Origin of the sequence: Streptomyces sp. NPDC127098, assembly GCF_042722465.1 — a bacterium.
Classification (GTDB): domain Bacteria; phylum Actinomycetota; class Actinomycetes; order Streptomycetales; family Streptomycetaceae; genus Streptomyces; species Streptomyces millisiae.
Genome location: NZ_JBHXFJ010000036.1, coordinates 36,524 through 61,810, shown reverse-complemented (window position 1 = coordinate 61,810; position 25,287 = coordinate 36,524). Strand labels below are relative to the sequence as shown.

Annotated in this window: 24 protein-coding genes; 8 read left to right on the top strand and 16 right to left on the bottom strand. The window is 75.4% G+C overall.

What is annotated here, in order from left to right:
• The first annotated feature begins 2 nt into the window (after window positions 1-2).
• From ACFWI8_RS22265 to ACFWI8_RS22255, 3 genes are all read left to right on the top strand, one after another.
• Window positions 3-284 (top strand): hypothetical protein, encoded by a 282-nt coding sequence (locus ACFWI8_RS22265; protein ID WP_387094350.1) that lies wholly within the window; start codon window positions 3-5, stop codon window positions 282-284.
• Between the two features lie 19 nt (window positions 285-303).
• Window positions 304-666, top strand: coding sequence for a hypothetical protein (locus ACFWI8_RS22260; RefSeq protein WP_387094348.1), 363 nt, complete (start codon window positions 304-306; stop codon window positions 664-666).
• A 67-nt stretch (window positions 667-733) separates the two neighbouring features.
• A complete protein-coding gene (locus tag ACFWI8_RS22255) occupies window positions 734-1,102 on the top strand; it encodes a hypothetical protein (protein WP_387094345.1) in 369 nt (122 codons plus the stop codon).
• 11 nt (window positions 1,103-1,113) lie between these two features.
• On the opposite strand, the gene ACFWI8_RS22250 is transcribed toward ACFWI8_RS22255, so the two are convergent.
• Window positions 1,114-2,163, bottom strand: a complete 1,050-nt coding sequence (locus ACFWI8_RS22250) for an LLM class flavin-dependent oxidoreductase (protein WP_387094342.1) — start codon at window positions 2,161-2,163, stop codon at window positions 1,114-1,116.
• Window positions 2,164-2,275: 112 nt separating this feature from the next.
• Between ACFWI8_RS22250 and ACFWI8_RS22245 the strand changes: the two genes are divergently transcribed.
• Together ACFWI8_RS22245 and ACFWI8_RS22240 are read left to right on the top strand one after the other, a co-directional pair.
• Window positions 2,276-3,073 (top strand): alpha/beta fold hydrolase, encoded by a 798-nt coding sequence (locus ACFWI8_RS22245; protein WP_387094339.1) that lies wholly within the window; start codon window positions 2,276-2,278, stop codon window positions 3,071-3,073.
• 29 nt (window positions 3,074-3,102) lie between these two features.
• Window positions 3,103-3,765 (top strand): HAD family hydrolase, encoded by a 663-nt coding sequence (locus ACFWI8_RS22240; protein ID WP_387094336.1) that lies wholly within the window; start codon window positions 3,103-3,105, stop codon window positions 3,763-3,765.
• Here the strand turns inward: ACFWI8_RS22240 and ACFWI8_RS22235 are convergent.
• From ACFWI8_RS22235 to ACFWI8_RS22215, 5 genes are read right to left on the bottom strand one after another with little or no spacing between them, the layout of a single operon-like run.
• Window positions 3,755-4,750: an alcohol dehydrogenase catalytic domain-containing protein gene (locus ACFWI8_RS22235; protein ID WP_387094334.1), complete on the bottom strand. Its 996-nt coding sequence runs from the start codon at window positions 4,748-4,750 to the stop codon at window positions 3,755-3,757. The genes ACFWI8_RS22240 and ACFWI8_RS22235 overlap by 11 nt on opposite strands.
• On the bottom strand, window positions 4,747-6,036 hold the full coding sequence (locus tag ACFWI8_RS22230; protein WP_387094331.1) for an aspartate aminotransferase family protein: 1,290 nt from the start codon (window positions 6,034-6,036) through the stop codon (window positions 4,747-4,749). Before ACFWI8_RS22230 ends, ACFWI8_RS22235 begins: the two co-directional genes overlap by 4 nt.
• Window positions 6,029-7,474 carry a trehalose-6-phosphate synthase gene (locus ACFWI8_RS22225; RefSeq protein WP_387094328.1) on the bottom strand — a complete coding sequence of 482 codons (1,446 nt, stop codon included), beginning with the start codon at window positions 7,472-7,474 and terminating at the stop codon, window positions 6,029-6,031. The genes ACFWI8_RS22230 and ACFWI8_RS22225 overlap by 8 nt, the downstream gene beginning before the upstream one ends.
• Complete coding sequence (locus tag ACFWI8_RS22220) at window positions 7,471-8,382, bottom strand: SDR family oxidoreductase (RefSeq protein WP_387094326.1); 912 nt, start codon at window positions 8,380-8,382, stop codon at window positions 7,471-7,473. Before ACFWI8_RS22220 ends, ACFWI8_RS22225 begins: the two co-directional genes overlap by 4 nt.
• Window positions 8,379-9,533: an MFS transporter gene (locus ACFWI8_RS22215; RefSeq protein ID WP_387094323.1), complete on the bottom strand. Its 1,155-nt coding sequence runs from the start codon at window positions 9,531-9,533 to the stop codon at window positions 8,379-8,381. Before ACFWI8_RS22215 ends, ACFWI8_RS22220 begins: the two co-directional genes overlap by 4 nt.
• A gap of 163 nt (window positions 9,534-9,696) precedes the next feature.
• On the opposite strand from ACFWI8_RS22215, the gene ACFWI8_RS22210 reads away from it, so the two are divergent.
• Genes ACFWI8_RS22210 through ACFWI8_RS22200 form a run of 3 tightly spaced genes read left to right on the top strand, consistent with a single transcriptional unit; the run spans window position 9,697 to window position 12,775 of the window.
• A complete protein-coding gene (locus ACFWI8_RS22210; RefSeq protein WP_387094320.1) occupies window positions 9,697-10,689 on the top strand; it encodes a BadF/BadG/BcrA/BcrD ATPase family protein in 993 nt (330 codons plus the stop codon).
• On the top strand, window positions 10,686-11,660 hold the full coding sequence (locus ACFWI8_RS22205; RefSeq protein ID WP_387094317.1) for a sugar phosphate isomerase/epimerase family protein: 975 nt from the start codon (window positions 10,686-10,688) through the stop codon (window positions 11,658-11,660). Before ACFWI8_RS22210 ends, ACFWI8_RS22205 begins: the two co-directional genes overlap by 4 nt.
• Window positions 11,657-12,775, top strand: a complete 1,119-nt coding sequence (locus ACFWI8_RS22200; RefSeq protein ID WP_387094314.1) for a sugar phosphate nucleotidyltransferase — start codon at window positions 11,657-11,659, stop codon at window positions 12,773-12,775. The genes ACFWI8_RS22205 and ACFWI8_RS22200 overlap by 4 nt, the downstream gene beginning before the upstream one ends.
• Before the next feature lie 2 nt (window positions 12,776-12,777).
• Here the strand turns inward: ACFWI8_RS22200 and ACFWI8_RS22195 are convergent, their stop codons facing one another.
• Genes ACFWI8_RS22195 through ACFWI8_RS22150 form a run of 10 tightly spaced genes read right to left on the bottom strand, consistent with a single transcriptional unit; the run spans window position 12,778 to window position 25,276 of the window.
• A complete protein-coding gene (locus tag ACFWI8_RS22195) occupies window positions 12,778-13,632 on the bottom strand; it encodes a TIGR03619 family F420-dependent LLM class oxidoreductase (protein WP_387094311.1) in 855 nt (284 codons plus the stop codon).
• Window positions 13,629-15,173: a GMC family oxidoreductase gene (locus ACFWI8_RS22190; RefSeq protein ID WP_387094308.1), complete on the bottom strand. Its 1,545-nt coding sequence runs from the start codon at window positions 15,171-15,173 to the stop codon at window positions 13,629-13,631. Before ACFWI8_RS22190 ends, ACFWI8_RS22195 begins: the two co-directional genes overlap by 4 nt.
• A gap of 24 nt (window positions 15,174-15,197) precedes the next feature.
• Window positions 15,198-16,127, bottom strand: coding sequence for a carbohydrate kinase family protein (locus tag ACFWI8_RS22185; protein ID WP_387094305.1), 930 nt, complete (start codon window positions 16,125-16,127; stop codon window positions 15,198-15,200).
• Window positions 16,124-18,058 (bottom strand): glycosyltransferase, encoded by a 1,935-nt coding sequence (locus ACFWI8_RS22180; protein ID WP_387094302.1) that lies wholly within the window; start codon window positions 18,056-18,058, stop codon window positions 16,124-16,126. The genes ACFWI8_RS22185 and ACFWI8_RS22180 overlap by 4 nt, the downstream gene beginning before the upstream one ends.
• Window positions 18,055-19,380: a hypothetical protein gene (locus tag ACFWI8_RS22175; protein WP_387094299.1), complete on the bottom strand. Its 1,326-nt coding sequence runs from the start codon at window positions 19,378-19,380 to the stop codon at window positions 18,055-18,057. The genes ACFWI8_RS22180 and ACFWI8_RS22175 overlap by 4 nt, the downstream gene beginning before the upstream one ends.
• Window positions 19,377-20,174 carry an ABC transporter permease gene (locus tag ACFWI8_RS22170; protein ID WP_387094297.1) on the bottom strand — a complete coding sequence of 266 codons (798 nt, stop codon included), beginning with the start codon at window positions 20,172-20,174 and terminating at the stop codon, window positions 19,377-19,379. Before ACFWI8_RS22170 ends, ACFWI8_RS22175 begins: the two co-directional genes overlap by 4 nt.
• Window positions 20,171-20,977 (bottom strand): ABC transporter permease, encoded by an 807-nt coding sequence (locus ACFWI8_RS22165; RefSeq protein WP_387094294.1) that lies wholly within the window; start codon window positions 20,975-20,977, stop codon window positions 20,171-20,173. Before ACFWI8_RS22165 ends, ACFWI8_RS22170 begins: the two co-directional genes overlap by 4 nt.
• Complete coding sequence (locus tag ACFWI8_RS22160) at window positions 20,977-22,014, bottom strand: ATP-binding cassette domain-containing protein (RefSeq protein WP_387094291.1); 1,038 nt, start codon at window positions 22,012-22,014, stop codon at window positions 20,977-20,979. The genes ACFWI8_RS22165 and ACFWI8_RS22160 overlap by 1 nt, the downstream gene beginning before the upstream one ends.
• Complete coding sequence (locus ACFWI8_RS22155; RefSeq protein ID WP_387094288.1) at window positions 22,011-23,363, bottom strand: aspartate aminotransferase family protein; 1,353 nt, start codon at window positions 23,361-23,363, stop codon at window positions 22,011-22,013. The genes ACFWI8_RS22160 and ACFWI8_RS22155 overlap by 4 nt, the downstream gene beginning before the upstream one ends.
• Window positions 23,360-25,276, bottom strand: coding sequence for a radical SAM/SPASM domain-containing protein (locus tag ACFWI8_RS22150; RefSeq protein WP_387094285.1), 1,917 nt, complete (start codon window positions 25,274-25,276; stop codon window positions 23,360-23,362). Before ACFWI8_RS22150 ends, ACFWI8_RS22155 begins: the two co-directional genes overlap by 4 nt.
• Window positions 25,277-25,287: the final 11 nt, after the last annotated feature.

Below are 25,287 nucleotides of genomic sequence, written 5' to 3'. Positions count from 1 at the left end.
GAATGGATTACCCGCGATTCGCCGCCTCGATGAACCGGTACTTCACTCGGCTCGAATCGCAGCACGGCGCCCCCTGGACGAGCGGACGCGCCGCGGCGGGCGCCTGGGAGGCGCTGCTGGAGCGGGGCACGTGGACCGAGGCCGACCTGACGGAGTTGGACGAACTGATGCATGCCGGGGACGAGGAGACCGGAAGCGCCTGGATCGAGATGCGGATGTTCTACGATGCCTGGCGCGACTCGGCCGCCCCGGCCACGGAGCGCCCCGGCCCGAACCAGGGCTGAGGCCGGTGGAGGAACCGAGTTGGCGCGGGAAATCGCGAGCTGGGACCGGAAGTTCCAGGTCTGGCACTATTCCGTGGCGCATTCCGTGCTGCTGTTGCGCAGTTATCACGCGCAGAAGTACACGACGCGGATCGATATCCTCTTCCCCGCCGTCGCCCTGATGAGGTTGCAGCCCAGCTACGAGCCGCTCACGATCCAGGAGGCCGGCCCCGAGGAGATCGACCGACTCGTGAGCGACCGGGCGGGAAAGGCGGACCGCGGCAGGCTCTTCCTCCTCAACGGCGGCGAGGGATACGTCCGCGCCGCCGACTGCGCGTGGCACGAGGACGAGGGCGACCACCGCGCCCCGTCCCACTTCGGTCCGCTGCGGGGCACGGCGTAGCCGGGCAGCCGGGGCGGAGACCTCGATCCGGGCGGTGGGCGTGGGCGGGGACGGCAGGAGCGAGGTCGTGCGGGTCGTCTTCGTCGACCGGCCGCCGTACCGGATCACCGCGGCCCGTGAGTCCGGGGTGGTGCGGAGCTACGCGGGCTCCAACCTCTTCGTCTGTCTGACCAAGCTGAGGAAGGACCTGGACGCCGAGGGGCTGCTGCTGTGCTGCCAGGGCGCCAGGGCCGACGTCACCCTCTCCGGGATGGAGGCCCAGATGACGGGTGGCCGGTTCGTCTACACGTTCACACCCGGTGCCCGGCGGGTGAATCAGGAGACCGTGGACATCTTCGCGCCGGCGCCCGCCGGGATCGTGGTGGGCCCGGCGGAGCAGCGGGCGGCGATCCTGGCGTTCCACGGGTTGCCGGACACCGGGTGGGAGCCGGAGTGAGGCCCGGCCCGTCAGGTCAGCGCCGGCATCAGGTGGTCGGCGATCAGGCGGAGTTGGGTGTCGACGTCGGCCGCCGTGGGGAGGTCGCGGCCGGTGAAGGCATTGACCAGGGCGCGGTCGGTGATGGCGCAGATGAGGTGGTTGACGCCGGCGGGGGCGAGTTCGCGTTGGACCTTGGCCAGGCACTCCTCGGGGGTGCCGGCGATGGAGAGGCGGTCGGCGATGTCGGGGGTGGTGAGCTCGATGCCGCGGGCCAGGTCGCCGGCGGCGATGGCGTCGATGACGGGGGCCAGTTCCTCGGGCTCCACGCCGTTGCGGCGTAGCTGTTCGGCCGGCATGGAGGAGGCGTAGATGCCGACCATGCTGCGGGCGGCCTCCTTGGCGGCGGCCGAGTCGGGTCCGGTGGCGAAGACGACCCAGGCGCCGATGTCGAGGGTGTGCCAGTCGCGGCCGGCGCGTTCGGCGCCGGTGCGGAGGTGGGTGACGGCGTACTCGTAGGCCTCGCGGGTGTAGCTGAGGGCGTGGTGGACGCCGTCGGAGAGCTCGCCGGCGGCCTGGAAGGACTTCGGGCCGCGCATGGCGCCGAGGAGCAGGGGGACGCGGTCCTGGACGGGGCGGGCGAAGGTGAAGAGCCCGTCGTAGGTGTAGAAGTCGCCGCGGTGGGTGATGGCGCCCTCGTCGAGCAGGGTGCGGACGACGTGCAGGGCCTCCTTGACGCGGGTGAGGGGCCGGTCCTTGGCCCAGTCGATGCCGTACTGGGCGAGGAGCCCGAAGTTGCCGCTGGAGAGGACGCCCTCGGCGCGGCCGTCGGAGAGCTCGTCGAGGGTGGCGAGGGACTGGGCGATCAGGCTGGGCTCGCGCAGCGTGACCGGGGAGACGCTGGGGCCGAGGCGGATGCGGCTGGTCTGTCCCGCGGCCACGGCGAAGAGCTGCCACAGGTCCTTGTGCCAGGTCTCGTCGGCGGCGTAACAGCCGTGGAAGCCGAGTTCGTCGGCGAGGCGGATCGAGGCGAGCGAGTCCCGCAGCGGGTGGTCGGGGAGCAGGGCGTAGCTGATCTTCATGGGCACCGCCGTCGGTAGGGATACGGGATACGGGTGCGTGCGAAGTGCTGTGTCCAGCCCTATCCGGTGGCCCCGTCCGGGAAACCGCCGCTCGGTTAGGGTCGGGGGCGTGATGAGTGAGTCGATGGCGGTGGCCGGGGACGGGGTGGCCGTCGCGTACCAGGTCGGGGGCGTGGCGGGCGGCGATCCTTTGGTGCTGCTGGCCGGGCAGTCGAACAACCACCACTGGTGGGACGGGGTCAGGGAGGACTTCGAGGGCCGGTTCCGGACGATCACGCTCGACTACCGGGGCACGGGGGCGAGCGACAAGCCGGACGAGCCGTACACGACGCGCGGGTTCGCGGGTGACGTGGTGGCGGTACTGGACGCGCTGGGGGTGGCGCGGGCGCACGTGTACGGGACGTCGATGGGCGGGCGGGTGGCGCAGTGGCTGGCGGCGGACCATCCGGAGCGGGTGGGGGCGCTGGTGCTCGGCTGCACCTCGCCCGGCGGGGCGCACGGGCACGAGCGGAGCGCCGAGGTGCGGCGGGCGCTGGCGCAGCGGGACCAGCGGGCGGCCGGGCGGGCGCTGCTCGAGTTGATGTACACGCCGGAGTGGCTGGCGACGCACCGGGGTCCGTTCCAGACGGTGGGCGATCCGGCGATGCCGGCGTTCGCGCGGCGGCGCCACTTCGCGGCGAGCGCCGGGCACGACGCGTGGGACGCGCTGCCGGCGATAGCGGCGCCGACGCTGGTGGTGCACGGCACGGACGACCTGTTCAACCCGACGGCGAACGCCCCGCTGCTCGGCTCGCGGATCCCGGACGCGAAGGTGGAGCTGATACCGGGGGCGCGGCACGCGTACTTCGAGGAGTTCCGGTCGGTGGCCGGTCCGCTCGTGTCGGATTTCCTGGCGGCCGTGGCTGGGTAGCCTCCCGTGTGTCGCGTCTCTTCGATGCCGTGTTGTTCGACTATTCGGGGACCCTCTTCGACGACGGGGCCGTGCTGACGCCGGCCGGGGTGTGCGCGCAGGCGGCGCGGCGCGGGGTGGCGCTGGAGCCGGGCGAGGCGGAGCGGGTGATCGCGGGGGCGCTGGCGGCGGTGGACTCGCCGTCGGGTCTTGCCGCGCGGGAGGGGTGCGACCGTTCGGCGGCGCGGCACCGCGCGGTGTGGACGGGGCTGATGGCGGAGTCGGCGCCGGGGGCGCTGGCGGACGCGGTGTACGCGTGTCTGGTGGATCCCGGGTCGTGGCCGGCGTACCCGGACGCGGCGGGGGTGTTGCGGCGGCTGGCGGGTGCCGGGCTGCGGCTCGGAGTGGTGAGCAACATCGGCTGGGACGTCAGGCCCTCCTTCGCGGCGCTCGGGGTGGCGCACCTGGTCGGCTCGTTCGCGCTGTCCTGCGAGCGGGGCGCGGTGAAGCCGGAGCCCGAGCTGTTCCTCGCGGCGTGCGAGGAGTTGGGCGTGGCGCCGGAGCGGACGCTGTTCGTGGGCGACGACCCGGTGAAGGACGGGGCGGCGGCGCGCCTCGGGATGCCGGTCTATCTGCTGCCGGGTGAGCGGTCGGCGGGCCGGCCGCGCGGGCTGGCGGCGGTGTCGGCGCTGGCGGGTGTGGTCAGGGGGTGACCAGGGTCTTGCCGAGGGGGCGGCCGGCCGCCTGCTCCCGGAGCAGGGTGGGGAGTTCGGCGAGGGTGGTCTCGTGGGTGACGAGGCGCTCGACGCGCAGCTCGGGCGAGTCGGTGAGTGCGCGCACGGCGGCCGGGAAGTCGGCCGGGGTGGTGCCGTAACTGCCGCCGATGTGGAGGGGTTTGGTGCCCCAGCGGGTGGCGGTGACCAGTTCGTGGCGGCGCACGGTGTCGAGGTCGACGTCGAGCCCCGGGAGGGTGTCGCCCGGCGCGGTGCCGCCGTAGAGGAGGACGAGGCCGCCGGCCGTGGTGAGGCGCAGCGCCTCGGTGAGTACGTCGGGGTGGACGAAGCTGGTGGCGACGACCGTGATGTCGGCGGTGTCGGCGGGGAGTTCGCTCGGCGGGTGGAGCGGGAAGGTGACGGCGTCGCGCCGGCGGAGGAAGTCGAGGCGGTCGGTGCTGCGGTTGGCGAGGGTGACGGTGGCGCCGCGGGTCTGAGCGAGGGCGGCGATCAGCACGCCGGCGGTGCCGGCGCCCAGCACGGTGAGGCGGCTGCCGGCCAGGTCGCGGTCGAGGTGGCGGGCAGCGGCGGTCAGGCAGTGGTGGGCGCAGGCCAGGGGCTCGCCGAAGACGAGGCGGTGGGCGGGCGCGTCGGGCGGCAGGGTGGGGAGGGCGTCGCGCAGAGCGGTGGCCGGTCCGGCGGCCCACAGGCGGGTGGCGAAGCCGGTGGAGCGCGCGACGGGCACGTTGGGGTCGAGGCCGACGCGGCGTCCCTGGGGCAGGTCGGGGAGGGTGGACTCCTCGACGGTGCCGACGATCTCGTGGCCGAACTGGCTGACGCCGTGCCGGTTACCGACGATCTCCTTGAGGTCGGAGCGGCAGACGCCGGCCAGTTCGACGCGGACCAGGACGGCGTGTTCGCCGGCCGGGCGGGGCGGCGGGCTGGTGAGCGGCAGCGGTCCGTGCGGGCCGAGTTCGACCCTCACGCGGCGGCCTCCAGCAGTTCGAGCGCCTCGCCGAAGCCGTCGGCGATCAGGTGGGCCTCGGCGGGGGTGAGGATCAGCGGGGGGCGGAGCTCGATGACGTTGCCCTGGCCGTGCTCGGAGACGCGGGTGAGCAGGCCCCGGGAGTGCAGGGCGCGGTGCAGGGCGTGGGTCCTGGCGACGGCCTTGCCGCCGTCGGGTTCGACGAGTTCGACGCCCAGCATCAGGCCCAGGCCCCTGGCCTCCCCGATGACCGGGTGGTCCCGGGCGAGCGCGGTGAGCCGGTCGAGGAGGACGGCGCCGGCGGCGCGGACGTTCTCCAGGAACCCCGGGCGCTGGATGATCTCCAGGGTCTTGACGGCGGCCGCGGCGGAGAGGGTGTGGCCGCCGTAGGTGAAGCCGTGCAGGGAGCGGTCCCAGCCGGCCATCCGCTCCTCGGTGAGGATGGCGGCGAGCGGCAGGCCACTGCCGGTCATGCCCTTGGAGAGGGTCATCATGTGCGGGGAGACGCCGAACTGTTCGGCCGCGAACATGGTGCCGGTGCGGCCGAAGCCGGTCTGCGCCTCGTCGAAGACCAGCACGATGTCGCGTTCGTCGCAGAAGCGGCGCAGCTCGGCGAAGTAGCCCGGCGGGGGCACGATGTTGCCGCCGACGCCGCTGACCGGCTCGATCAGCAGGCAGGCGACGCTGCCGGAGCTGGCGTGGGTGATGAAGTCGTCGATGCGCTCCACGCACAGCATCCCGCAGGTGGTGGGTTCCTCGCGGTAGAAGCAGCGGTAGCAGTAGGGGTCGGGGACGTGGACGGCGCCGGGCAGCCACAGCGGGAACGGGGCGCGCATCCTGCTGTGTCCTGCGAGGCTCGCGGTGGCCATGGTCTGGCCGACCTGGCCGCGGAAGGGCACGATGACGTCGCGGCGCCCGGTGAGGTGCTGGGCGATCTTGATGGCGCCCTCGTTGGCGGTGGAGCCGCCGGAGCTGCGGAGGTTGACCCGGGTGAGCCCCGGCGGGGCGAGGGCCACCAGTTGGCGCATGACGTCGTTGGTGGGGCCGGTCTGGAAGGAGGAGCTGGCGAAGACCAGTTCCTCGGTCTGCTCGCGGACGGCGGCCATCACCTCGGGGTGGTTGTGGCCGAGGATCAGGTTGAAGGTGCCGGAGACGCAGTCCAGGTACTCGCGCCCGTCCGAGTCCCAGCAGCGCACGCCGTCGCCACGTACCAGCAGCGCGTCGCCGAGCTGGTACTGGGCGACCTGGGTGGGGTCGGCGAGGGGGTCGGGGGCCGGCTCAGGCATGGCGGTCGCGGTGGTCGGCGTCGAGCCCGTCGAGTTGGGCGCGTACCCAGCTCTCCAGGGTCCAGGGGCGGGCGGCGGCGCGCCTGCGGTGGGCGGCCTGGCGGCGCTCGTGGGGCTGCGCGGTGAGGCCCGCGGCGATGGCGTCGGCCTGCTCGCGCAGGTCGAAGGGGTTGACGGTGCGGCAGACGGGGGCCAGCACCTCGGCGGCGCCGCACATCTCGGAGAGGATGACGTCGGCGTCGCGGGTGTTGACGAGCGGGGCCTCGAAGGTGGAGAGGTTCTGGCCGTCGACCGTGGAGTTGAACATCAGCAGGTCGGCGCGTTGGAAGCAGGCGATGGTGTGGTCGACCTCGTTGTCGCAGTGCAGCCGGACGGTGTCGGCGCCGAGGCGGGCGTTGGCGTCGGCGACGGCCTCCTCGACGCGGCGCACGTAGTCGGCGTTGGCGTCGACGTAGAGCCGGTTGGGGTTCATCCGGACCAGCATCCGGGTGCCGCGCAGCCGCGGGTCGGTGCGCAGGGCCAGGACGAAGGCGCGGACGGCGCGTTCGGCGTTCTTCATCGGGTCGGTGCGGCCACTGTGCACGACGAGCGGGTCGTCGCCGGCCCATTCGGCGATGCCGTCGGGGAGCTTGGGGTCGCGCCCCTCCAGGGTGAGGGGGCTGTAGCCGAGCGGCATGGTGCGGACCCGGCTGCGGTGGCCGCGCCACTCGACGGTGCCGGCCTCGCGGTCGACGCGGGCGTCGGGCAGCAGGTCGGCGACGCAGTCGAGGAAGTTCCGGCACCAGCGGTCCGCGAAGAAGCCGATGGTGGTGGCGGGCAGCATGCCCTCCAGCAGGCCGGTGCGCATGCGCCTGGGGAGGATGCGCCAGTAGTCGGGCGAGGGCCAGGGTATGTGGACGAACAGCAGGATCGGCGCGTCGTGGCGGGCCTGGCGTAACCGGGCGGGGACGCCGACGAGTTGGTAGTCGTGGACGAGGTAGGCCGGTTCCGCGGTGTCGGCCGAGGCGTCGAGCAGGGCGCGGGCGAAGTCGTCGGTGAACTCGGCGAACCTGTCCATCGCCTCGTGGGTGGCGTCGTCGAAGGCGGGGGTGGTCCAGCGGTCCCAGCCGTAGTTGTTGGCGGCCCACAGCAGTTCGGCGGTGAGGTGGTTCTGCACGATCTCGAAGGTCCCGCGGTCGTGGCGCAGCAGTCGGATCGTGATGTCGTGCCCGGAGGGCAGGCCGAGGGTGAGCCCGGTCGGGTTCTCGGTGGCGGCGCGGTGGTCGTCGTCGGTGTCGGCGCTGGCTATCCAGGACACGTCGAGCACGCCGGCCTGTTCGGCGACGACGTTGCCGGTGCCGCCCGGGGCGAGCCAGGGGCGTAGCCGGCCGGTGTCCGGGTCGGGCGCGTAGGAGACGGCGGCCCGCTTGCTTGCCAGGAACAGGTGTCGGTCGGTCATGGCGGCTGCTCCTCTCCCGCGGCTATCAGCCGGGTGCTGGCCTCGCGGACGTCGACGGGGTCGAGTCCCGCGAGTTCTGGGATGGTGGCGGCGCGTTCGCTGTGCAGGCAGGCGTTGCGTGGACGGCAGGCGTAGGCGGTGTCGTCGCGGGGCGCGGGGCGGGCCAGGGCGGGGTCGGCGCCCTGGGCGCGGGCGATGTGGCGGGCCCAGTCGAGGCGGCTGAGCCGGGTGGGGCCGCCCAGGTGGAGCACGCCGGTCACGTCGGAGGTGAGCAGGGCGGCGGTCCAGGCGGCGACGTCGTCGGCGAGGACGGGGGTGTTCCAGTGGTCGTCAGGGACGCTGACAGGTTGTCCCGCGGCGAGGCGGAGGGCGCAGGTGGTGAAGAAGTTGGGGCGCAGGCCCGCGGTGTCCCAGCCGTAGACGAGGCTGACGCGGAGGGCGAGGGCGTCGCCGGTGGCGAGCAGGGCCTGCTCGGCGGCGAGCTTGGCGCGGCCGTAGGCGTTGGCGGGCGCGGTCGGGTCGGACTCGCCGTAGCTGGGGCGGTCGCCGGGGAAGACGTTGTCGGTGGAGATCATCAGGGCCCGGCGGCCTTCGAGGAGGGCGGCGAGGCGGCGGGCGCCGCCGTGGTGCGCGGCGTCGGCGGCGTCCGGGTTGGCCTCGCACCAGGTGATGTCGGACGGGCCGTGGACGGTGACGACGGCGTCGGGTCGCGCGGTGGCGAGGAGCCGGTCGAGGGAGTCGTGGTCGAGGACGTCGGCGGGCAGCCAGTCCAGGCCGCGGGTGCCGGGTGTGTCGGGCCGGTGTCGGGAGCTGAGCACCGGGTGGTGGCCGAGGGCGGCGAGGCGCCGGCCGACCTGCCCGGCGATGTACCCGGCGCCGACGACGAGGACCCGACTCCCGCCGCTCATACCAGCGCTCCGGCCCTGGAGTCGCTGGCCCTGGGGTGGAGGAGGCGGGTGGTGCGGGCGCCGGCGACGACGAGCAGGCCGCCGATGGCGACGAGGCCGAGCGCGGTGGGCAGGCTGAGCCAGCCGGCGAGGGAGCCGACCAGCGGCGGGCTGGAGAGGAAACCGGCGTAGGAGGCGGTGGTGACGGCGGATACGGCGGTGGCGCGCTGCCCCGGCGCGGCGGCGCGTCCCGCGGCGCCGAGCAGGGTGGGCAGCACGGGGGCGAGACCGATGCCGGCGACGGCGAAGCCGGCGAGCGCCAGCCAGGCGGTGTCGGCGAGGGCGGCGGTGGCGATGCCGAGGCCGCCGAGGGTGCCGCCGAGGGTGGCCAGGGTGCGGTCGCCGAGGCGGTCGCCGCGCCACTGGGCGAGCATCCGGCCGCCGGAGAGGCCCGCCATGTAGGCGGCGGGGCCGAGGCTGGCGAGCAGTGGCCCGGTGCCCAGTTCCTCCTCCAGGAGGATGGCGCCCCACTGTTCGACGGCGTTCTCCATGAACAGGACGGCGGCGCCGACGACGGCGACCAGCAGCAGCGGCCCGGTGAGGAACGCGCGGGTCCCCCGGGCCGGGCCCGGGTGGTTCTCACCGGGTGCCTCGGCCCGCTCCTGCCAGCCCCGCGGGTCGACGGCGAGGACGGCGCTTGCGGCGACCAGCAGGGCGATCAGGGCCAGGACGGTGAGCTTGGAGGCGCCGAGTTCGCGGCCGAGGCCGACGGCCGGCGCGGCGAGCACCATCACCAGCGGGGTGACGGCGTGCACCTTGTTGAACAGCCGGGTGCCGTCGCGCGCCTCGTGGGCGGCGGTGGTGGCGTTGAGCGCGACCTCGATGGCGCCGCTGGTGGCGCCGACGAGCAGCAGCGCGGCGGTGAAGGTCCACCGGTCGGGGGCCAGGCCGACGACGAGGACGCTCACCGCGAAGAGCGCGGTCACCGCGGGCAGCACCCGGTGGCCGAGGCGGCTGGCGAGCCGCCCGGTGAGCAGCATGGCCGGCACGGCGCCGACCGGCACCGCGAACAGGGCCAGGCCCAACTGCTGGTCGCTGAGATCGAGATCGGACTTGATCTGGGGAATGAGCGGCGCCCAGCCGCCCCAGAAGAGACCCCAGCTGCCGGCCACCGCGAGAAGTCCTAAGACCCCGCCGTTCCCAAGCCGCACTCCACGCTCCGTTCACCCCGTTGTGATCCAGGTCGCACACCACTATCGCGCAGCCCCTGGTACAAAGCCAGGCCGCCTCGTAGCGTGAGGTAATGGACATGCCACCGACGGCGGCGGAGGCACCATGGACGATCGGGAAGACGGACGGTTCTGGGCGATCGACGCGGGGGGCAGTTCCACCACCGCGGCCCTCGACGACGGGTCGCGCCTCAGACGCGGCTCGGTGAACCCCGCCTCGGTGGGGGCGGTGGCCGCGGAGCGGGTGCTGCGTGAACTGCTCGGCGAGGTCGCGGCGCGGCTCGGCCCAGAGGGGGCGCGTACGGCGCGCGGCTGGTTGGCGACGGCGGCGCTGGACGCGGGCGCGGCGGCGGCGGACGTGGCGCGGATCGTCGCGTCGGCGCGGGCGAGCGGTCTGACGGGGCCGCTGGTGGTCTCGCGGGACGTGCTGCCGCTGCTGCTCGCTCCCCCGCTGGCCGGTCGCGGGGTGGCGGTGGTGTGCGGCACGGGCTCGGGCTTCCTCGCCTCGGACGGCTCGGGGCCGCCGGTGTCGGTGGGCGGCTGCGAGTACCTGGGCAGCGACGAGGGCAGCGCCTTCCAGCTCGGTCTCGACGGGCTGCGGGCGGCGGTGCGCGCCCTCGACGGGCGCGGCGCGCCGACCGCGCTCGGCGCCGAGCTGGCGGCCGAGTTCGGCTCGCCGGTACGGGAGTTGGCCAGGGAGCTCGCGGCGCGGCCGTTCCCGAAGTCGGCGGTGGCGGCGCTGGCCCCCGTGGTGTCACGGTGCTGGCTGGCCGGCGACGAGGTGGCCGGCGCGGTGGTGACGGGGGCGCTCGACGAGCTGGTGGCCGGGGTGCGGGCGGCCCGGGACCTGGCCGGTCTCAGGGGCGAGTGGCCGGTGGTGTTGAACGGCGGGGTGTTCCGGGGCTCGCCCGAGTTCGCCGCCGCTCTTGGACGGCGCCTGGCCGCCGAGTTGGGCGCCGCGGCGCCGCCGGAGCGGGTGGCCGACCCGGCCGGGCGGGTCCTCGCGGCGCTGCGCGCGCGACCGGCCGGCCCTTCGGAGGTGCTCGCCGGCTGGGCCTGGACCGTCGAGCGGGAGGCCGGGGAAGGGGTACGCGGATGACCGGGGATACGACGGAGGTGCCGATCGAACTCGGCCTGTGCCTGGCCGCGTTGGCACCGGCCGGACTGGACGGCGCGCTGGCGGCGGCCGGCCGGGCCGGAGTGCGGGTGGTGGACCTGCCGGCCGACTCGACCTTCGGTCTGGTGGCTGCCGACCGAGCCGAGGACCCCGGCTACCACGCCGAGTTGCGCGCACGCCTGGCCGCCACCGGCGTCGAGGTGGGCTGCGTCAGCAACAGCCGGGACACGCAGCTGCTGCTCGGCCCGCACGGCCCGCACACCGACCCGGTGCTGGCCGGCCCGGCGGAGGCCAAGCGGGCGCACGGGCTGCGGGCCGCGCTGGCCACGGTGCGGCTCGCGGCCGGCCTCGGAGCGCCGCTGGCGCGGCTGATGCTGGGGGTGCCCGACCTGTCGCGGTGGCTCTCCTGGTGGGGCAGCGACGTGAGCTGGCAGGACAACGTGGACGCCTGGGCGCGGGCCGCGGAGCCGATCCTGGAGTTGGCCGCCGCCTCCGGGGTGCGGGTGGTGGTGGAGCCACACCCCAAGCAGGTGGCCTATGACCCGGCGAGCGCGCGGGCGTTGCTCGCGGCGGCGGCGGGCGTGGGGCTCTGCGTGGACCCGGCGAACCTGGCGGCGGTGGGGCACGACCCGGTGCGGGCGGTGCGTGGCTGGGGCGAGCGGCTGGCCGCCGTGCACGCCAAGGACCTCCAGTGGTGGCGCGAGCCGGGCGACCCGGCGGGTGCCGGCTGGTCGCGGTACGGCCCGGGGCCCGCGATCAGGTTCCGGGCGCTCGGCGCGGGCGAGCTGCCGTGGCCTTCGATCGTGGCGGCGCTGCTGGACGAGGGCTACCGGGGCGTGCTGTACGTGGAGCACGAGGACGCGCTGCTGCCGACCGCGCAGGGGGTGGCCAACTCGCTCGCGTTGTTGCGGGGGTTGCTGCCGCACTCCGCCGCCGAGGGGCGGACGTGGTGAGCCCCGCGACGGGTCTCCCCGGGGTGCGTGGGGCGCTGCTGGCCGGCGGTCTCGGGCAACGGATGGGGCCGTTGACCGCCGATGTGTGCAAGCCGCTGGTGCCGTACGCGGCGGCCTGCCGGCTCGTCGACTTCAGCGTGGCCAACGCGGTGCGCTCGGGCCTCGGCGAGCTGGTGCTGCTGTCGTTGCACCGGGAGTCGGACCTGGTGGACCACCTGCTTCGGCACTGGGACCACCACCCGGGCACCCGGCTGCACTTCGGGCCGCACGACGCGCTGCTGCGGTCGGGCGGCGGCCTCGGGCCCGCCGGTCGGCTGCCGGCGCGGCCGGCCGAACGCGGCACGGCGGACGCGCTGCTGGCCAACGCCGAGTACCTGTTCGCGCCGGGGGCGAGCGACCTGCTGGTGCAACACGCCGACCACGTCTACCTGTTCGACTACGCGCCGATGCTGGCGGCGCACCGGGAGTCCGGCGCGGACTGCACCATCGGGGTGCAGCGCGTCGAGCGACGCTACGTACGGCTGTTCGGCATGGTGGAGGCCGACGAGCGGTGGCGGGTGCGGGCGCTGGTCGAGAAGCCGGAACACCCCACCTCCGACCTGGTGTTCACGGCGTTCTGCCTGTTCCGGATCGAGGCGCTGCGCGAGGTGCTCGACGCGTTGGCGGGGCGCGGCGCGGACGGCTGGCAGCACGACATCAGCCGGGACGTGCTGCCGGAGATGATCGCGGCGGGCCGCCCCGTCACGGCGTTCCCGGTCGCCGACTACTGGGCCGACATCGGCACCGTCGAGCGCTACCACTCCGAGCAGCTGCGGCTGCTGCGCCGGCCGCATCCGCTGCCGCCCGCCCTGCTGCCGCGCACCCTGTCGGGCGCGGCGCCGCGCTACGCGCCGGAGGCGGACAGCCTGCTCGGCACACAGCCGCCGGCCGGCGCCACGGTGCGCGGCAGTGTGCTCCACCCGGGCGCCCGGGTGGGGCCGGGCGCCCGGGTGGAGCGTTCCGTGGTGCTGCCGGGCGCCACGGTGGCGGCCGGGGTGAGCGTGCGGGACAGCGTGGTGCTGGCCGGCGAACGGCTGACGGCGGACCGCCACGGGCTCGCCTCACTGAAGGGCTGACCTCACAGCGCGGCGACAGGTCGTAGCAGGGTCGCGGCGAACTCCTCGAAGGCGTCGGGGAGTTCGTCCGGTGGCACGCTCGGCGGGTAGACCAGGGCCCGGGTGACGCCGAGTGCCGCGAGCTCCGCCACCCGCTCCGGGGTGGCCGGGGCGGCCTCGGCGATCAGCTGGATGGCGTCCGGGTCGCGGCCGGCGGCCTCGGCCGCCGCCCGGCACTCGGCGAACAGCGGCACCGGGTCGGCCACGGCCGGGAAGTAGCCGTCGGCGAGCCGGCCGGCGCGGCGGGCCCCGGCCCGGGTGTGGCCGCCGAGGACCAGCGGGATCCGCCCGGCCGGCTTGGGGTGGCAGCGGGCCCTGGTGAAGCGGTGGTAGCGGCCGGCGAACGTCTCGTCGTCGCTCCACAGGGCGCGCAGCACCGCCACGTACTCCTCGAACCTGGCGGCCCGGTCGTCGAAGTCCACGCCCACGGCGGCGAACTCCTCGCGGAACCAGCCCATGCCGAGGCCCAGGTCGAGCCGCCCGCCGGAGAGGTGGTCCAGGGTCGCGGTCTCCTTGGCGAGCACCACCGGGTTCCGCTGGGGCAGGATCAGCATGCCGGTCACCAGGCGCATCCGGCTGGTGAGCGCGGCGGCGTGGGCGAGCCAGGTCAGCGGATCGGGGTAGGGCCACTCGGCGGGCACCGGCAGCCGGCCGTCGTCCGCGTACGGGTAGCGGGTGGTGTGGTCGGCGGGCAGCACCACGTGTTCCGGCACCCACAGCGACTCGACGCCGTGCCGCTCGGCGAGGACCGGGAGCAGGCGCGCGGCCTCGGGCGAGTGGTGCGGCGGCATGTCGGGCGAGAGCAGTCCGATCCTCATGCGGCGGCCGCCCCCGTCGTGATGCGCTCGGCCAGCAGCGAGGCCACCGCCACGGTGGTGAGGTGGGTGTTGGCGCGCGGGATCACCGGCATCAGCGAGGCGTCGGCGACATGCACGTTGGCCAGGCCGTGCACCCGGCCGTCCGGCCCGGCCACCGCCGTCGGGTCGTCCTCCGGGCCCATCCGGCAGGTGCCGACGGCGTGCCAGTAGCCGCTGGCGGCGGCCCGGACGGCGGCGGGTTCGCGGTCCGCCTCGACGGCCGGCGGAGCGGCGGCGAGCGCGGTGAGGCGCGCGGTGGCGGCCAGGTCGCGGGCGAGGTCCAGGCCGTCGAGCACGACCCGGACGTCATGGCCCTCCGGGTCGGTGAAGAAGCCGTGGTCGATCTCCGGCGAGGCGGCCGGGTCGAGGGAGGCGGCGCGGACCCGGCCCCGGGACCTGGGCGCCATCACGAAGACGTAGAGGCCGGCGGTGAGCGGCCCGTTGTAGAAGCCCTGGGCGTCCTCGGCCGGGCCGGCCGAGGGCACGATGTGCAGGTCCCAGTCCTCGTCGGCGGCCTGTCGTGAACGGGCCTTGACCAGGCTCTGCGCGAAGTAGCCCTCGGCCGCGTCCGGCATCCGCTCGGCGAGGGCGTCCGTGGGGGCCAGCATCAGACCGAGCGAGGAGTGGTCGGTGAGGTTCTCCCCCACCCCGGGCAGCGGCAGCGCCACCGGCGCGCCGATCCGGCGCAGTTCGGGCTCCGGGCCGACGCCGCTGCGCACCAGCAGCGGCGGGGTGCCGTAGGCGCCACAGGCCAGCACCACCCGGCCGGCGTGGACGGTGACGGGGCGGCCGGCGTGCACGGCGGTCACGCCGGTGGCCCGGTCGCCGGCCAGGATCAGCCGGTCGGCCAGGGTGTCGGGCAGGACCCGCAGGTTGGGGCGGTCCCGGGCCGGGTCGAGGTAGGCGAACGCGGTGTGCCAGCGGGTGCGGTCGACCGCGTTCAGCGGCACCCAGCCGATGCCCTCGCGGGCGTCGGCGGCGTTGATGTCGGGTAAGAACGGCAGGCCGAGCGCGCCGGCCGCCTCGATCACGGCGTGGTGCCAGGCGGTCTGGTCCCGCTCGGGCACCGCCCGCACCCGCAGCGTGGCCACCGCCTCGTCCAGGTGGCGACGCAGCGCCCGGTGGTCGAACGCGCCACCGGATGGCGGGCCCCAGGCGTCGTAGTCGGCGGGGGCGCCGACGGTGGCCCAGCAGCCGTTGTGGGCCGAGGAGCCGCCGACGACGCGGGCCCTGGCGCAGCAGGGCGGGGCGGTGAGGTCCCAGTCGTGGCCGCGGGCCGCCGAGCGTGCGTCGAGCAGCTCGGCCGGCCAGCGCGTCGGATCGAACGGGCCGTAGTCGGGGCCGGCTTCGAGGAGGAGCACCCGGTGCTCGGGGTCCTCGCTGAGCCGGGCGGCGACGACGCAGCCGGCGGCGCCGGCGCCGACGACCACGGTGTCGGCGGTCAGGGTGTCGGGGGTCTCTGGGGTCGGTGGGGTGTCCGTGGGAGTGTCGGTGCCGTGCATCGGGGCTCCCTTCCGGGCCGGGGGTCAGGACAGTGCGCGGGCCAGTTCCTCCTCGTCGATGAAGGAGGCGTGGGTGCCGGCGGTGGAGACGGCGTGGGCGCCGGCCGCCGAGCCGGCCCGCATGGCGGTGGGCCAGTCGGCGCCGCCGAGTCGTGCGTACAGGAAGCCGGCGACGTAGCTGTCGCCGGCGCCGTTGGTGTCGACCACCCGGCCGCCGGGGACGGGCGAGGCGGGCAGCCGGCGCAGCGGCTGCCCGGGCAGCGCGAGCAGACTGCCGTCGCCGCCGGCCATGGCGACCACGGCGGAGGCCCGGCCCTTGGCGAGGATGTCGCGGGCGACGTCCTCGACGCGGTCGCCGAGCCCGGCCGTGGAGACGAAGACCAGGTCGGCGCCGTAGGCGAAGTCGCGGTGGTGCTCGTTCTCGCCGTCCCAGTCGTGCAGGTCGGTGGAGGTGGGGAGGCCGGCCGCGACGGCGTCGGCCAGGGCGTGCCTGGCCCAGTCCATGATGGAGACGTGGACGTGCCGGGTGCGGCCGAGCGCGGGCCGGTAGAGGTCGGGGTCGACCGTCATCCCGACGGGCTGCCTGGCGTCGTAGAGGGAGAGCCGGTGGCCGTGCCGGTCGACGAGGTTGACGCTGCGTCGGGTGCCGCTGGGGTGGATCCGGTGGTCGAAGGAGAGCCCGGCCTTGGCGTAGTGGGCGGTGATCAGCTCGCCCTCGAAGTCGGCGCCGATGACGTCGGCGAGGTGGGTGCGCAGGCCCAGCCGGTGGCAACCGAGCGCGACCCCGTTGCCGGTGTGCGCGACGTACCGCTCGATGGGCGGCACCATGACGGAGTCGCGGAGCGGCAGCGGGAGTTCGGGGACGCGGACGATGGTGTCCACGCCCACTCCCCCGATCACGAACACGTCGAACGGCGGCGTCCGGTCGTCCCGGGCCTGGTCCCGATGGGTCACGTGGCGTCCCTCTCCTCGTCGCGCGCCGCCCCCGGCGCGTCCAGCACCTCCCAGCCGACCCGGCCGTCGGCGCGGGTGATCAGCAGCACGACGGCCGGCTCGGTGGCTGCCGGCACCGTACCGGTGAACGTGCCGTCGGCGTCGGCCATCAGCGGCGATGTCGTGGTGCCGCGCACCACGTCCACCGTCCTGGCGCCGGGGGCGCGGTACGCGACGTGCCATCCGGCGGCGCCGGCCGGCCGCACGGTGCCGGTGCCCGGCGCGGGCGGCACGGGTGCCGGACCCGGGCGGTGCGGCGTCAGGGTGCCGGCGCGGACGCCGGTGAAGACGGCGTGGAAGGTGGCGGCCACCCGCTCCCAGGTGAAGGCGCGCGCGGTGTGGATCGCGTTGGCCCGCAGCCGGGCCAACTCCTCGGGCGGCGCGGCGAGCAGCCGGTCGACGTCGGCCCTGATGGCGGCGGTCAGCGCGGGGTCGTCGGCGCGGAAGGAGCGGGGCAGCGCGGCGCCGGTGGCCTCGGGGTGGTCGGGGGGCCTGGTGTGACCGAAGTGGGCCATGCCGAGTTGGGCGGTGGCGACGGGCACGGCGCCGCAGGCCATGGCCTCGCCCATGGCGAGCAGGAAGGTGTCCATCTCGAACTTGGAGGGGAACAGGCAGAGTTCGGCGGAGCAGGCCAGCTCGATCAGTTCGGCCTCGGGGATCGGTTCGGTGCAGAGCCAGACGGCGTCGGGGTGGGCGGCGGCCAGCCCGGTCAGTTCGGGGTCGGTCGGCGGCAGTGGGCTGAGGCAGTGCAGCACGGCGTTGAACCGCCGTCCGTCGTCCAGGAGTCGGCGCAGCGCGCGGGCGAGCTCGCGCTGTCCCTTGTGGTGGATGGCGTACCGGGCGTTGTGGTAGATCGTGGGCCGCGCGGGGTCGAGGCCGCGGCGGCGCAGCACCGCGTCGCGGTCGACCCGGGCCCGGTCGGCGGCGAGCCAGGCCGGGCCGACGGCGCAGCCGCCGACGACCAACCGGTCCCGCGCGGCGGCCAGTTCCTCGCGCACCCGGAGCCGCCCGAAGAGGGCCTGGGCCGGGGTGTCGCGCTGGGTGGTGACGTGTTCGAGCTGCCCCGGGGAGAGGAAGTCCAGGGCGGAGGCGGTCCTGGCGACCAGGGCGAGACCGCTGACGTAGTCGTGTCCCGGACGCTCCGGGTACTCGTTGTAGAGGTGGGTGACGGGCAGGTAGGCGCGCATGGCCCGCTCCAACGGGCTGTCCAGCGGCGGGTCCTGGAGTCCGGCCACCGGCGCCTCCGAGGCGCCGAGGTAGCGCAGCAGGGCGCGGACCTCGGGGCCGTAGACCTTCTTGTTGACCGGCATGTTGCTCTGCACGGTGCAGACGGTCTCGGCGCCGGCGCGACGCAGCGGGGCCGGCATCAGGTAGTGGTAGTAGGGCTCGTGGAGGTGGACGACGGTGCCGGCCCGCACCGTCCCGGCCAGGTAGCGGGTGGCGGCGAGCTGGAAGAGCAGCGGCTTGAGGAAGCCGAGGTCGCGGCCCTTGGACTCGTAGGGCGGGTAGAAGGTCTCGGGGTGGGCGTCCAGCAGGCCGCCGGCGAGCAGCACCACGTCGATGCCGTCCACGGTGATCCGGTGGGCGGTGACCTCCGCGGTGAGCCGGGCGGCGGGGCCGTGGTCCGGCCAGACGGCGGGGTCGAGCGGGACCTCCACGTCGACGGTGTCGGCGTGGTCGAGGTCGGTGACATGGTGGTGGCGGCGCAGTTCGGGGAGGGTGCCGTGGGCGGCGGTGAGGCCGCTGACGCGTAACCCGCGAGCGCGCAGGGCGCGGCTGAGGTTCCACAGGTAGACGGAGATGCCACCCTTCACGAACCGGTGGTCGAAGCCACCGAACTCGAAGTGGCACTCGACGACGTGGATCGGCTCGGCGGCGGTGGGTCCGGTCACGCGCGCGGGCTCCTTCCGGTGGCGGCGACGAACGCCCGGAGCGAGATCCAGGTGAGGTCGGCGTAGTAGTCGGCGTCCTGGTCGCCGGCGCGTTCGCCGTGGTGGCGCAGCTCGTGCAGGGCGCGCAGCAGGTAGGGGACGCGCAGCGCGCCGGGCGCGGCGCCGGCGGTGAGCGGGGCGACGGCGCGGGCCGCCCAGTCGGCGCCCGGCGGCGGCAGGGGCCGGGCCGCGGTGACGGGGGCGAGGGCGAGGCGGCGCAGCGCGGTGGCGTACCGGTACTTGTGGTACGCGCGTCGGCGGGCGGTGCGGGCGACCTGCTCGTCGGCGGTGAAGCACTCGACGGCCCGGACGAGGGCGGCCAGGTCGTCGAGCGGGCCGGCCTCCGGCGCCGGCGCGCCGGCCGGGTCGACGAACCACACCCGGTCGTCCGCGTCGACGAGCACATGGCCGAGGTGCAGGTCCCCGTGGACGGGCCCGACCGCCTGGAAGGCGCCGGCGGCCCACCGGTCGGCGAGCGCGGCGCAGCGGTCGAGCAGCCGGGGGCGTGGCCCGGTGGACTCGGGCAGGGTGCGGCGGACGTCGGCGATGGTGACGGCGAGCCGCGGCAGCCGGTCGGCGAGCGGCGCCGGCCGTGGCGGGCGGAGTTCGGCGAGGGCGTGGTGCAGGTCGGCGAGGGCGGCCCGCACCCGCTCGAGCAGCGGGTCGAGCGGCTCGTCGGGGACGGTGCCCGCCCAGTGGGCGCGCAGCGCGGCCCGCAGCGGCACGTCGAGGGGGACGCCGGGCGCGGCGCGGGTGACCAGGGCCAGACAGCCGCCGGGACGGCCGTCGGGCGCGACGTACTCGAGGTGGCCGACGGCCTCGGGCAGCGGCGCCCGCCGGCCGGCGAGCCGGGAGAGCATGGCGAGTTCGCCGGCGCCGTCGCCGAGCGTCCGGAACACCTTGAGGACCAGCTCCTCGGGCGGCCGACCGGCGGTGACCCGGGCGACGGCGTTGGTGACGGTGGCCGTGAGCTGGGCCCCGAGGCGGGCGGCGGTCAGCGGTGGGCCGTGCCAGCGCACCCCGCCGCCGCGCGCGGTGGTCCAGGCCGGGCGGGCGGCCAGCGCGAGGACGGCGGAGAGCAGCGCCGCGTCGTCCTCGGCGAGCACGAGCACGGCGGCGGGCGCGCCGGCGCCGTCGGTGCCGTCGACAGCCGCCCAGGTGACGGTGGTGGGGCCGGCGCGCAGGTGGTCGAGCGGCCGGAGGCTCGCCGGGTCGAGGGTGGCGCGGGAGAACCAGGGGGCGCGCGCCACGGCCGCGCGCAGCCGTTCCGTCTCCGGGGTCACGGGCCCACCGCCTCGAAGCGCCGCACGCCGAGCGACCAGACGCGCAGCGCGAGGAGGGTGAGGGCGGCGCTGATCGGCACGGCGAGCCAGGTCAGCGCGGAAGGACCGTGCAGGAGGTGGTCGGCGGGCACGAAGCCGGTGAGCGCGAACGGCAGCAGGCTGGTGAGCAGCGCCCTGGCCGGCCAGGGGAAGACGTCCAGCGGGTAGCGGGCGGTGTCGGCGAGCTCGTAGACGGCGGTCATCACCTGGAGGCTGGTGGTGGTCCAGAACGCCAGCGCGGCCAGCAGGAGTTTGACGGCCGCGAGCACCAGCGCGCCGGCGAGCAGCAGCACCGCGAAGACCGCGATCCGGGTGGGGTCGAGATCCAGGTCGAGGCCGCCGGCCGCGTAGCCGATGACGGCGAGTCCCGCGACGGCCTCGCCGATGCCCTCCGGGTAGCAGAACCGCTCCGAGAGCAGGCTGAACAGCGGGTGCACGGGCCGCACCAGGTAGCGCACCAGCTCGCCGCGGAGCACCAGCTTGCGGCCGAGCTCCCACAGTTGGTCGGTGAAGGCGTGGTCGAGGCCGCGCACCAGCATGGCGACGCCGAGCAGCAGCACCGCCTCGCGGAAGGTCCAGCCGGCGATGTCGGTGACGTGCCGGTAGATCACGCCGAGCAGCAGCGCGTGGAGCACCACGCGCAGCGCGAACGCGCCGACGCCGACCAGGAAGTCGGCCCGGTAGGAGACCAGTCGGCGCAGCCCGACGCCGGTGAGCAGCGCGGCGAGGCCGGCGTACCTGCGCAGGACGCTCATCCGCCGCTCACCTCCCCCCTGCGCAGCGCGGTCCGCCAGGCGAGGGCGCAGGCCAGCACGCCGAGCGCCGTCCACAGCAGTTGGAGGCCGAGCGCGCCCCAGGCTGCGGTGCCCTCGACCCGGCCAAGGAGCAGCCGAACCGGGGTGGCCACCATGGCGGTGAACGGCAGCCACTCCAGGGTGGATCGGGCGGCGGCCGGCATCAGTTCGAGCGGCACCAGCTGGCCGGAGCAGAAGGCGACGACGGTGCCCTTGAGATAGCGCACCCCCCAGGTGCTGGTGGTGACGAAGCCGGCGAGGCCGACCAGCAGGTTGAGCAGGATGCCGAGGGTGGTGGCCAGCAGCGCGGCCGGCAGGAACCAGGCGAGGCCGGCGGGGGCGGGCGCGGCCAGCGTGACGGTGCCGAGGGCGCACAGCAGCAGCGGGGCGACGACCAGGAGCAGCCGAACGGCCAGGTACGGCAGGGCGATGGCGGCGTGGGTGCCGAGGAAGCCGATCGGGCGGAGCATGCCGGTGACGTGGTCCCCGCGGTAGATGTCGCCGGAGAGGGTGTCGTCGACCCGGTTGGACAGCAGCACGGCCAGCAGGTTGCCGGCGAGCAGGTAGGTGGTCATGCCCGTGACGTCGTAGTCGGCGATCTCCCGCTGGTCGGCGTAGACGGCCTGCCAGACGGCGAGTTGGATCACCAGGGAGAGCGCGGTGGTGAGCGCGGTGAGCAGCAGCGCGCCCCGGTAGGCGAGGGCCGTCCGCCAGCCGGCGCCGAGCAGCGCGCCGTAGCCCCTGGCCCGCGCCGCGGTTCTCATCAGCGGCCCCGGCTCAGCTCGGGGGCGACGTACAGGGCGCGCAGCACCTCGCCGAGGGTGGGCTCGGGGGCGACCAGGTCGGTGACCGCGACGAGCGCCGAGGCGGCGGCCAACACCCGTTGCGGGGTGACGAGTTCGGGCGGGCCCTGGACGGTGACCCGACGTCGCCCGGCCGCGCTGACGGTCACCGGGCCGCCGAGTTCGAGCTCCAGCAGGCGGGCGAGCGGCTCGGCGTCGAGGTCGGCGTCAGCTTCGACGGAGTACTCGAACCGCACGGTGCGGGTGGGGGCCTGCCGCAGCAGGTCGTGCAGCCGACCGGTGTGGACGACCCGGCCGGCGTCCACCACCACGACGTGCTCGCAGATGGCGCTGATGTCCGCGACGTCGTGGCTGGTGAGCAGCACGGTGGTGCCGCGCTCGGCGGCCACCCGGTTGACGAGCTGGTGCACGGCCTCCTTCAGCAGCAGGTCGAGGCCGATGGTGGGCTCGTCGAGCAGTAGCACGGCGGGGTCGTGGAAGAGCGCGGCGGCGACCTCGGCGCGCATGCGCTGACCGAGGCTGAGGGTGCGCACCGGGCGGTCGGCGAGCTCGCCGAGGTCAAGGAGCTCGTCGAAGAGCCGCAGGTTGGCCTGGGCGACGGCCGGCGGCAGGTCGTGCAGCCGGGTCAGGATCCGGAACGAGTCGGCCACCGGCAGGTCCCACCACAGCTGGGTGCGGTGGCCGAACACGACGCCGACGGCGCGGGCGTGGGCGTAGCGGTCCTCGCGCGGCTCACGGCCGGCGACCAGGCAGCGCCCGGAGCCGGGGGTGAGCACCCCGGCGAGGATCTTGATCGTGGTGGACTTGCCGGCGCCGTTGACGCCGAGATAGGCCGTGCGTTCGCCGGCCGGCACGCTGAAACTGACCCCGTCCAGCGCGCGGACCTCGGTGGTCTCTCCCGTGAACAGGCCGCGCACCGCGCCCCAGAGCCCGGGCCGGGTGGCGCGCACCCGGAACACCTTGGTCAACTCGTGTGCCTCGATCATGCCGTGGTTCATGCCCTTCCCCGGTGTACGTCGTCGATGGCCCGCCCCAACCGGCGTATCGCGTCGGTGAGTTCGTCGGGCTCGATGACGAAGGGCGGCGCGAGGCGCAGGGTCTGGCCGCCGGGCATCACCCGCACTCCGAGGTCCAGCGCGCGCCGGTACACCCGGTCGGCGGCGGCCGGGTCGGGCGCCCTGGTGGCCCGGTCGGCGACGAGTTCGACGCCCCACAGCAGGCCGAGGCCGCGCACCTCGCCCACGGCGGGGTGGTCGGCGAGCTCGCCGAGCGCGGCGGCGAGGACGGCGCCGAGCTCGGTGACCCGGGCCAGCAGGTCGTCGCGGCGCAGCACGGTGAGGGTGCTCGCGGCGGCGGCCAGGCCGACGGCGTGGCCGCCGTAGGTGGAGCCGGGGCCGCCGGCGGCCCGCCAGGTCCGCTCGTCCAGCACCCGGTTGCTGCCGGCGAGCACGGCGACGGGGTGTCCCGAGCCGACGCCCTTGGCGAGGGTGACCAGGTCGGGGCTGAGGCCGTAGTGCTCGGCGGCCAGGAAGCGGCCGGTGCGGCCGCCGCCGGTCAGCACCTCGTCGGCGATCAGCAGCACCCCGTGCTCGGCGCAGGCCCGGCCGACGACCTCCCAGTAGCCGGATGGCGGCACGATCACCCCGGCGGCGCCCTGCACCGGTTCGGCGAGCAGGGCGGCGACGTCGGGCCTGGCGACGGCCTGCCGCACGGTGAGGCGGGCGCAGAGCAGGTCGCAGGAGGGGTAGGTGGCGTCGAAGGGGCAGCGGTAGCAGTACGCGGGGTAGCCGAGCAGCGCGGGCGCCGGCGGCTCGGTCCCCACGTCCCACTGGACGGGGGCGCGGGCGCCGCGGGTCTTGCCGTGGAAGCCGCGGCGCAGCGCGGCGATCCTGGTGCGGCCCGGGGTCGCGGCGGCGTGAGCGGCGCGCAGCGCGGCCTCGACGACCTCGGCGCCGGTGGTGAAAAAACCGAGGGCGCCCAGGTGTTCCGGCAGCATCCTGGCCAACGCGCGGGCGGCGGCGAGCCGCGCCGGCGTCGGGTTGTCGTGCACGTTGACCAGCCGGGCCGCCTGCGCGGTGACGGCCCGCACCACCTCGGGGTGGCTGTGCCCGAGCGACTGCGTCATCGTCCCGGCCACGAGGTCCACGTACTCCCGCCCGTCCACGTCCACGAGCGTCGCGCCACGCCCGTAGGCGAACACCCGCCGCCCGAGCGACGTCTCCTGACTGGCCGTCGGCGGCAGATGCGCGGCCTCGGCGGCCAGGTGCGCCTCACCGGCGGCGCCGGGGAACGCGTCGTCGTGCTGTCCGCCGTCCGTCCCTTCCGGTGCTGCCGCGGGCGGTGTCATCGGGGGGTGCCCGTCAGTTCGGCGTGGAGGAGGCGGCGTTCGATGGCGGGGGCGGTGGCGGGGTCGGCGGCCGCCTTCCAGCGGCGCACGGCGGTGCGGAGGGTGGCGGTGTCGGCGTGCCGGAGCGCGGCCGTGAAGCGCGGCAGGTCCGCGCCGCGGCGGGCCGCCTCCGGGGTGGGCGGTGGTCCGGTCGGCGGCGGGTCTGCGATCGGGGGGCGGTCGCCGAGGAGCGCGGGGGCGAGCTCGGGGGAGAACAGCGGCGTGAGTTCGCGCCGCCGCTCCGTCGGGGCCAGGACGCGCAGCAGCTTGACGGCCAGCGCCTCCTCCGGATGGCCGGCGACGCCGCCCCAGGCGGCGATCGCCGCGGCCGGCAGGGTGCTGAACGCGGCGAGCAGCGCCACCGAAGCGGCCGCCGGGTGGCCGCGCAGCGCGCGGCCGGCGCGGTCGCACCAGTCGGCGAGCCCGGCGCCGGGTCCGGCGGTGGCCGTCGGGAGCAGACCGAGCAGCATCTCCCAGCAGTCCAGCTGTACTTCCGGCAGCTCGGCCGCCACTCCGGCGGGCAGCGGCGCGGGTTGGACGTCGGCGTAGAGCAGCCGCACCAGGCGGTGCGGGGTGCGCTGGACGCGCCAGCAGTCCTCGTGGGCGTGGTCGGCGAGCAACTCCTCGACGGTGACCGGCTCGGCGGACAGGTCGGTGCGCACCCGCCCGTCCCCGGTGGCCTCGAAGTGGTACAGCTCGTCCGGGTGGCTGCCGCCCCGCAGCGGGGCCGCGTGCCGCTCGATCGCCGCGAGCAGCGCGTCGCCGCGCCGCAGCAGCGCGCCGCGGCGTTCCCCGGTGAGCGGGCCGGCGTACCGCTTGAGCCGCAGCAGTTCCTCGGAGAACGCCTGCACCAGGAAGGGGGTGGTCAGCCGGTGGCTCATGGCCAGGCCCAGGTAGGGGAAGACGGCGCAGGAGCGGCAGCCCGGACGCCGCCCGACCTCGTGGTCGCGGACCCGGATCAGTTCGGGGTCCTCGACGAGCTGACGATAGGGCCGGTCCCAGGGCAGCGAGGCGTCCCACTCGTGGTAGCAGGGCAGCATGACCCGGCCGTCCGGGCCGACGGTCAGGATCCGCGTGTTGGCGCCGCAGTGGGTCTCGGTGGTCGGGTCGAGGGTCCGCAGGTGGTGCAGGAAGGCGAGGCTGACGACGGTGTACGGCTCGTAGCGCAGTTCGCCGACGCGGCGGGCCAGTTCGGCCGTCGGCAGGCTGGGCGGCGGCGGGGTCGCCGGCTCGGCGGCCGGGTTGGCGCGGCCGTTGACGGCGGCGAGCTTGAGCATCCGGACCGAGCCGGCCGGGCGCAGCTCGCGTTGGGCGGCGAAGTAGCTGAACATCGGCGACAGGTAGACCGGCACCCGCGCCCGCTGCGCGTAGGAGACGATCTCGGGCAGCTCCGCCGCGTTCTGCCCGGACACGACGCAGATCAGCTTGAGGTTGTCGGCACCCGCCGCGCCGAGGTCCCGGACCAGGTCCAGGGTGCGGTCGAGCGTGTCGGTGCCGCGGATGCCGTGGTAGCGCTCGGCGTCGAGGGTGTCGAGCGAGATGTTGACGGTGCCGAGCAGCGGCACGATCTCGCGGGCCGCGGCCGGGAAGCGGATGGCGTTGGTGGTGAGGTCGACGGACATGCCGAGCTGGTGGGCGTGGCGGACGGCGGCGGTGACCTCCCGGTGCAGCGCCGGCTCGCCGCCGGTGAGGTCCACGTAGGTGACGCCGAGTTCGGCGAGCTCGTCGAGGCAGCGGCGCAGCCCGTCCGCGGTGAGCTCCCGGTGGCCGTCGAAGACCGGGTCCTGCCAGACGTTGCAGTAGCCGCAGCGCGCGTTGCACCGGAAGGTGAGGTAGAGCCGGGCGTGCCGGAACCGGCTGGCTGCTGGCGCCATGCGGACCTCCC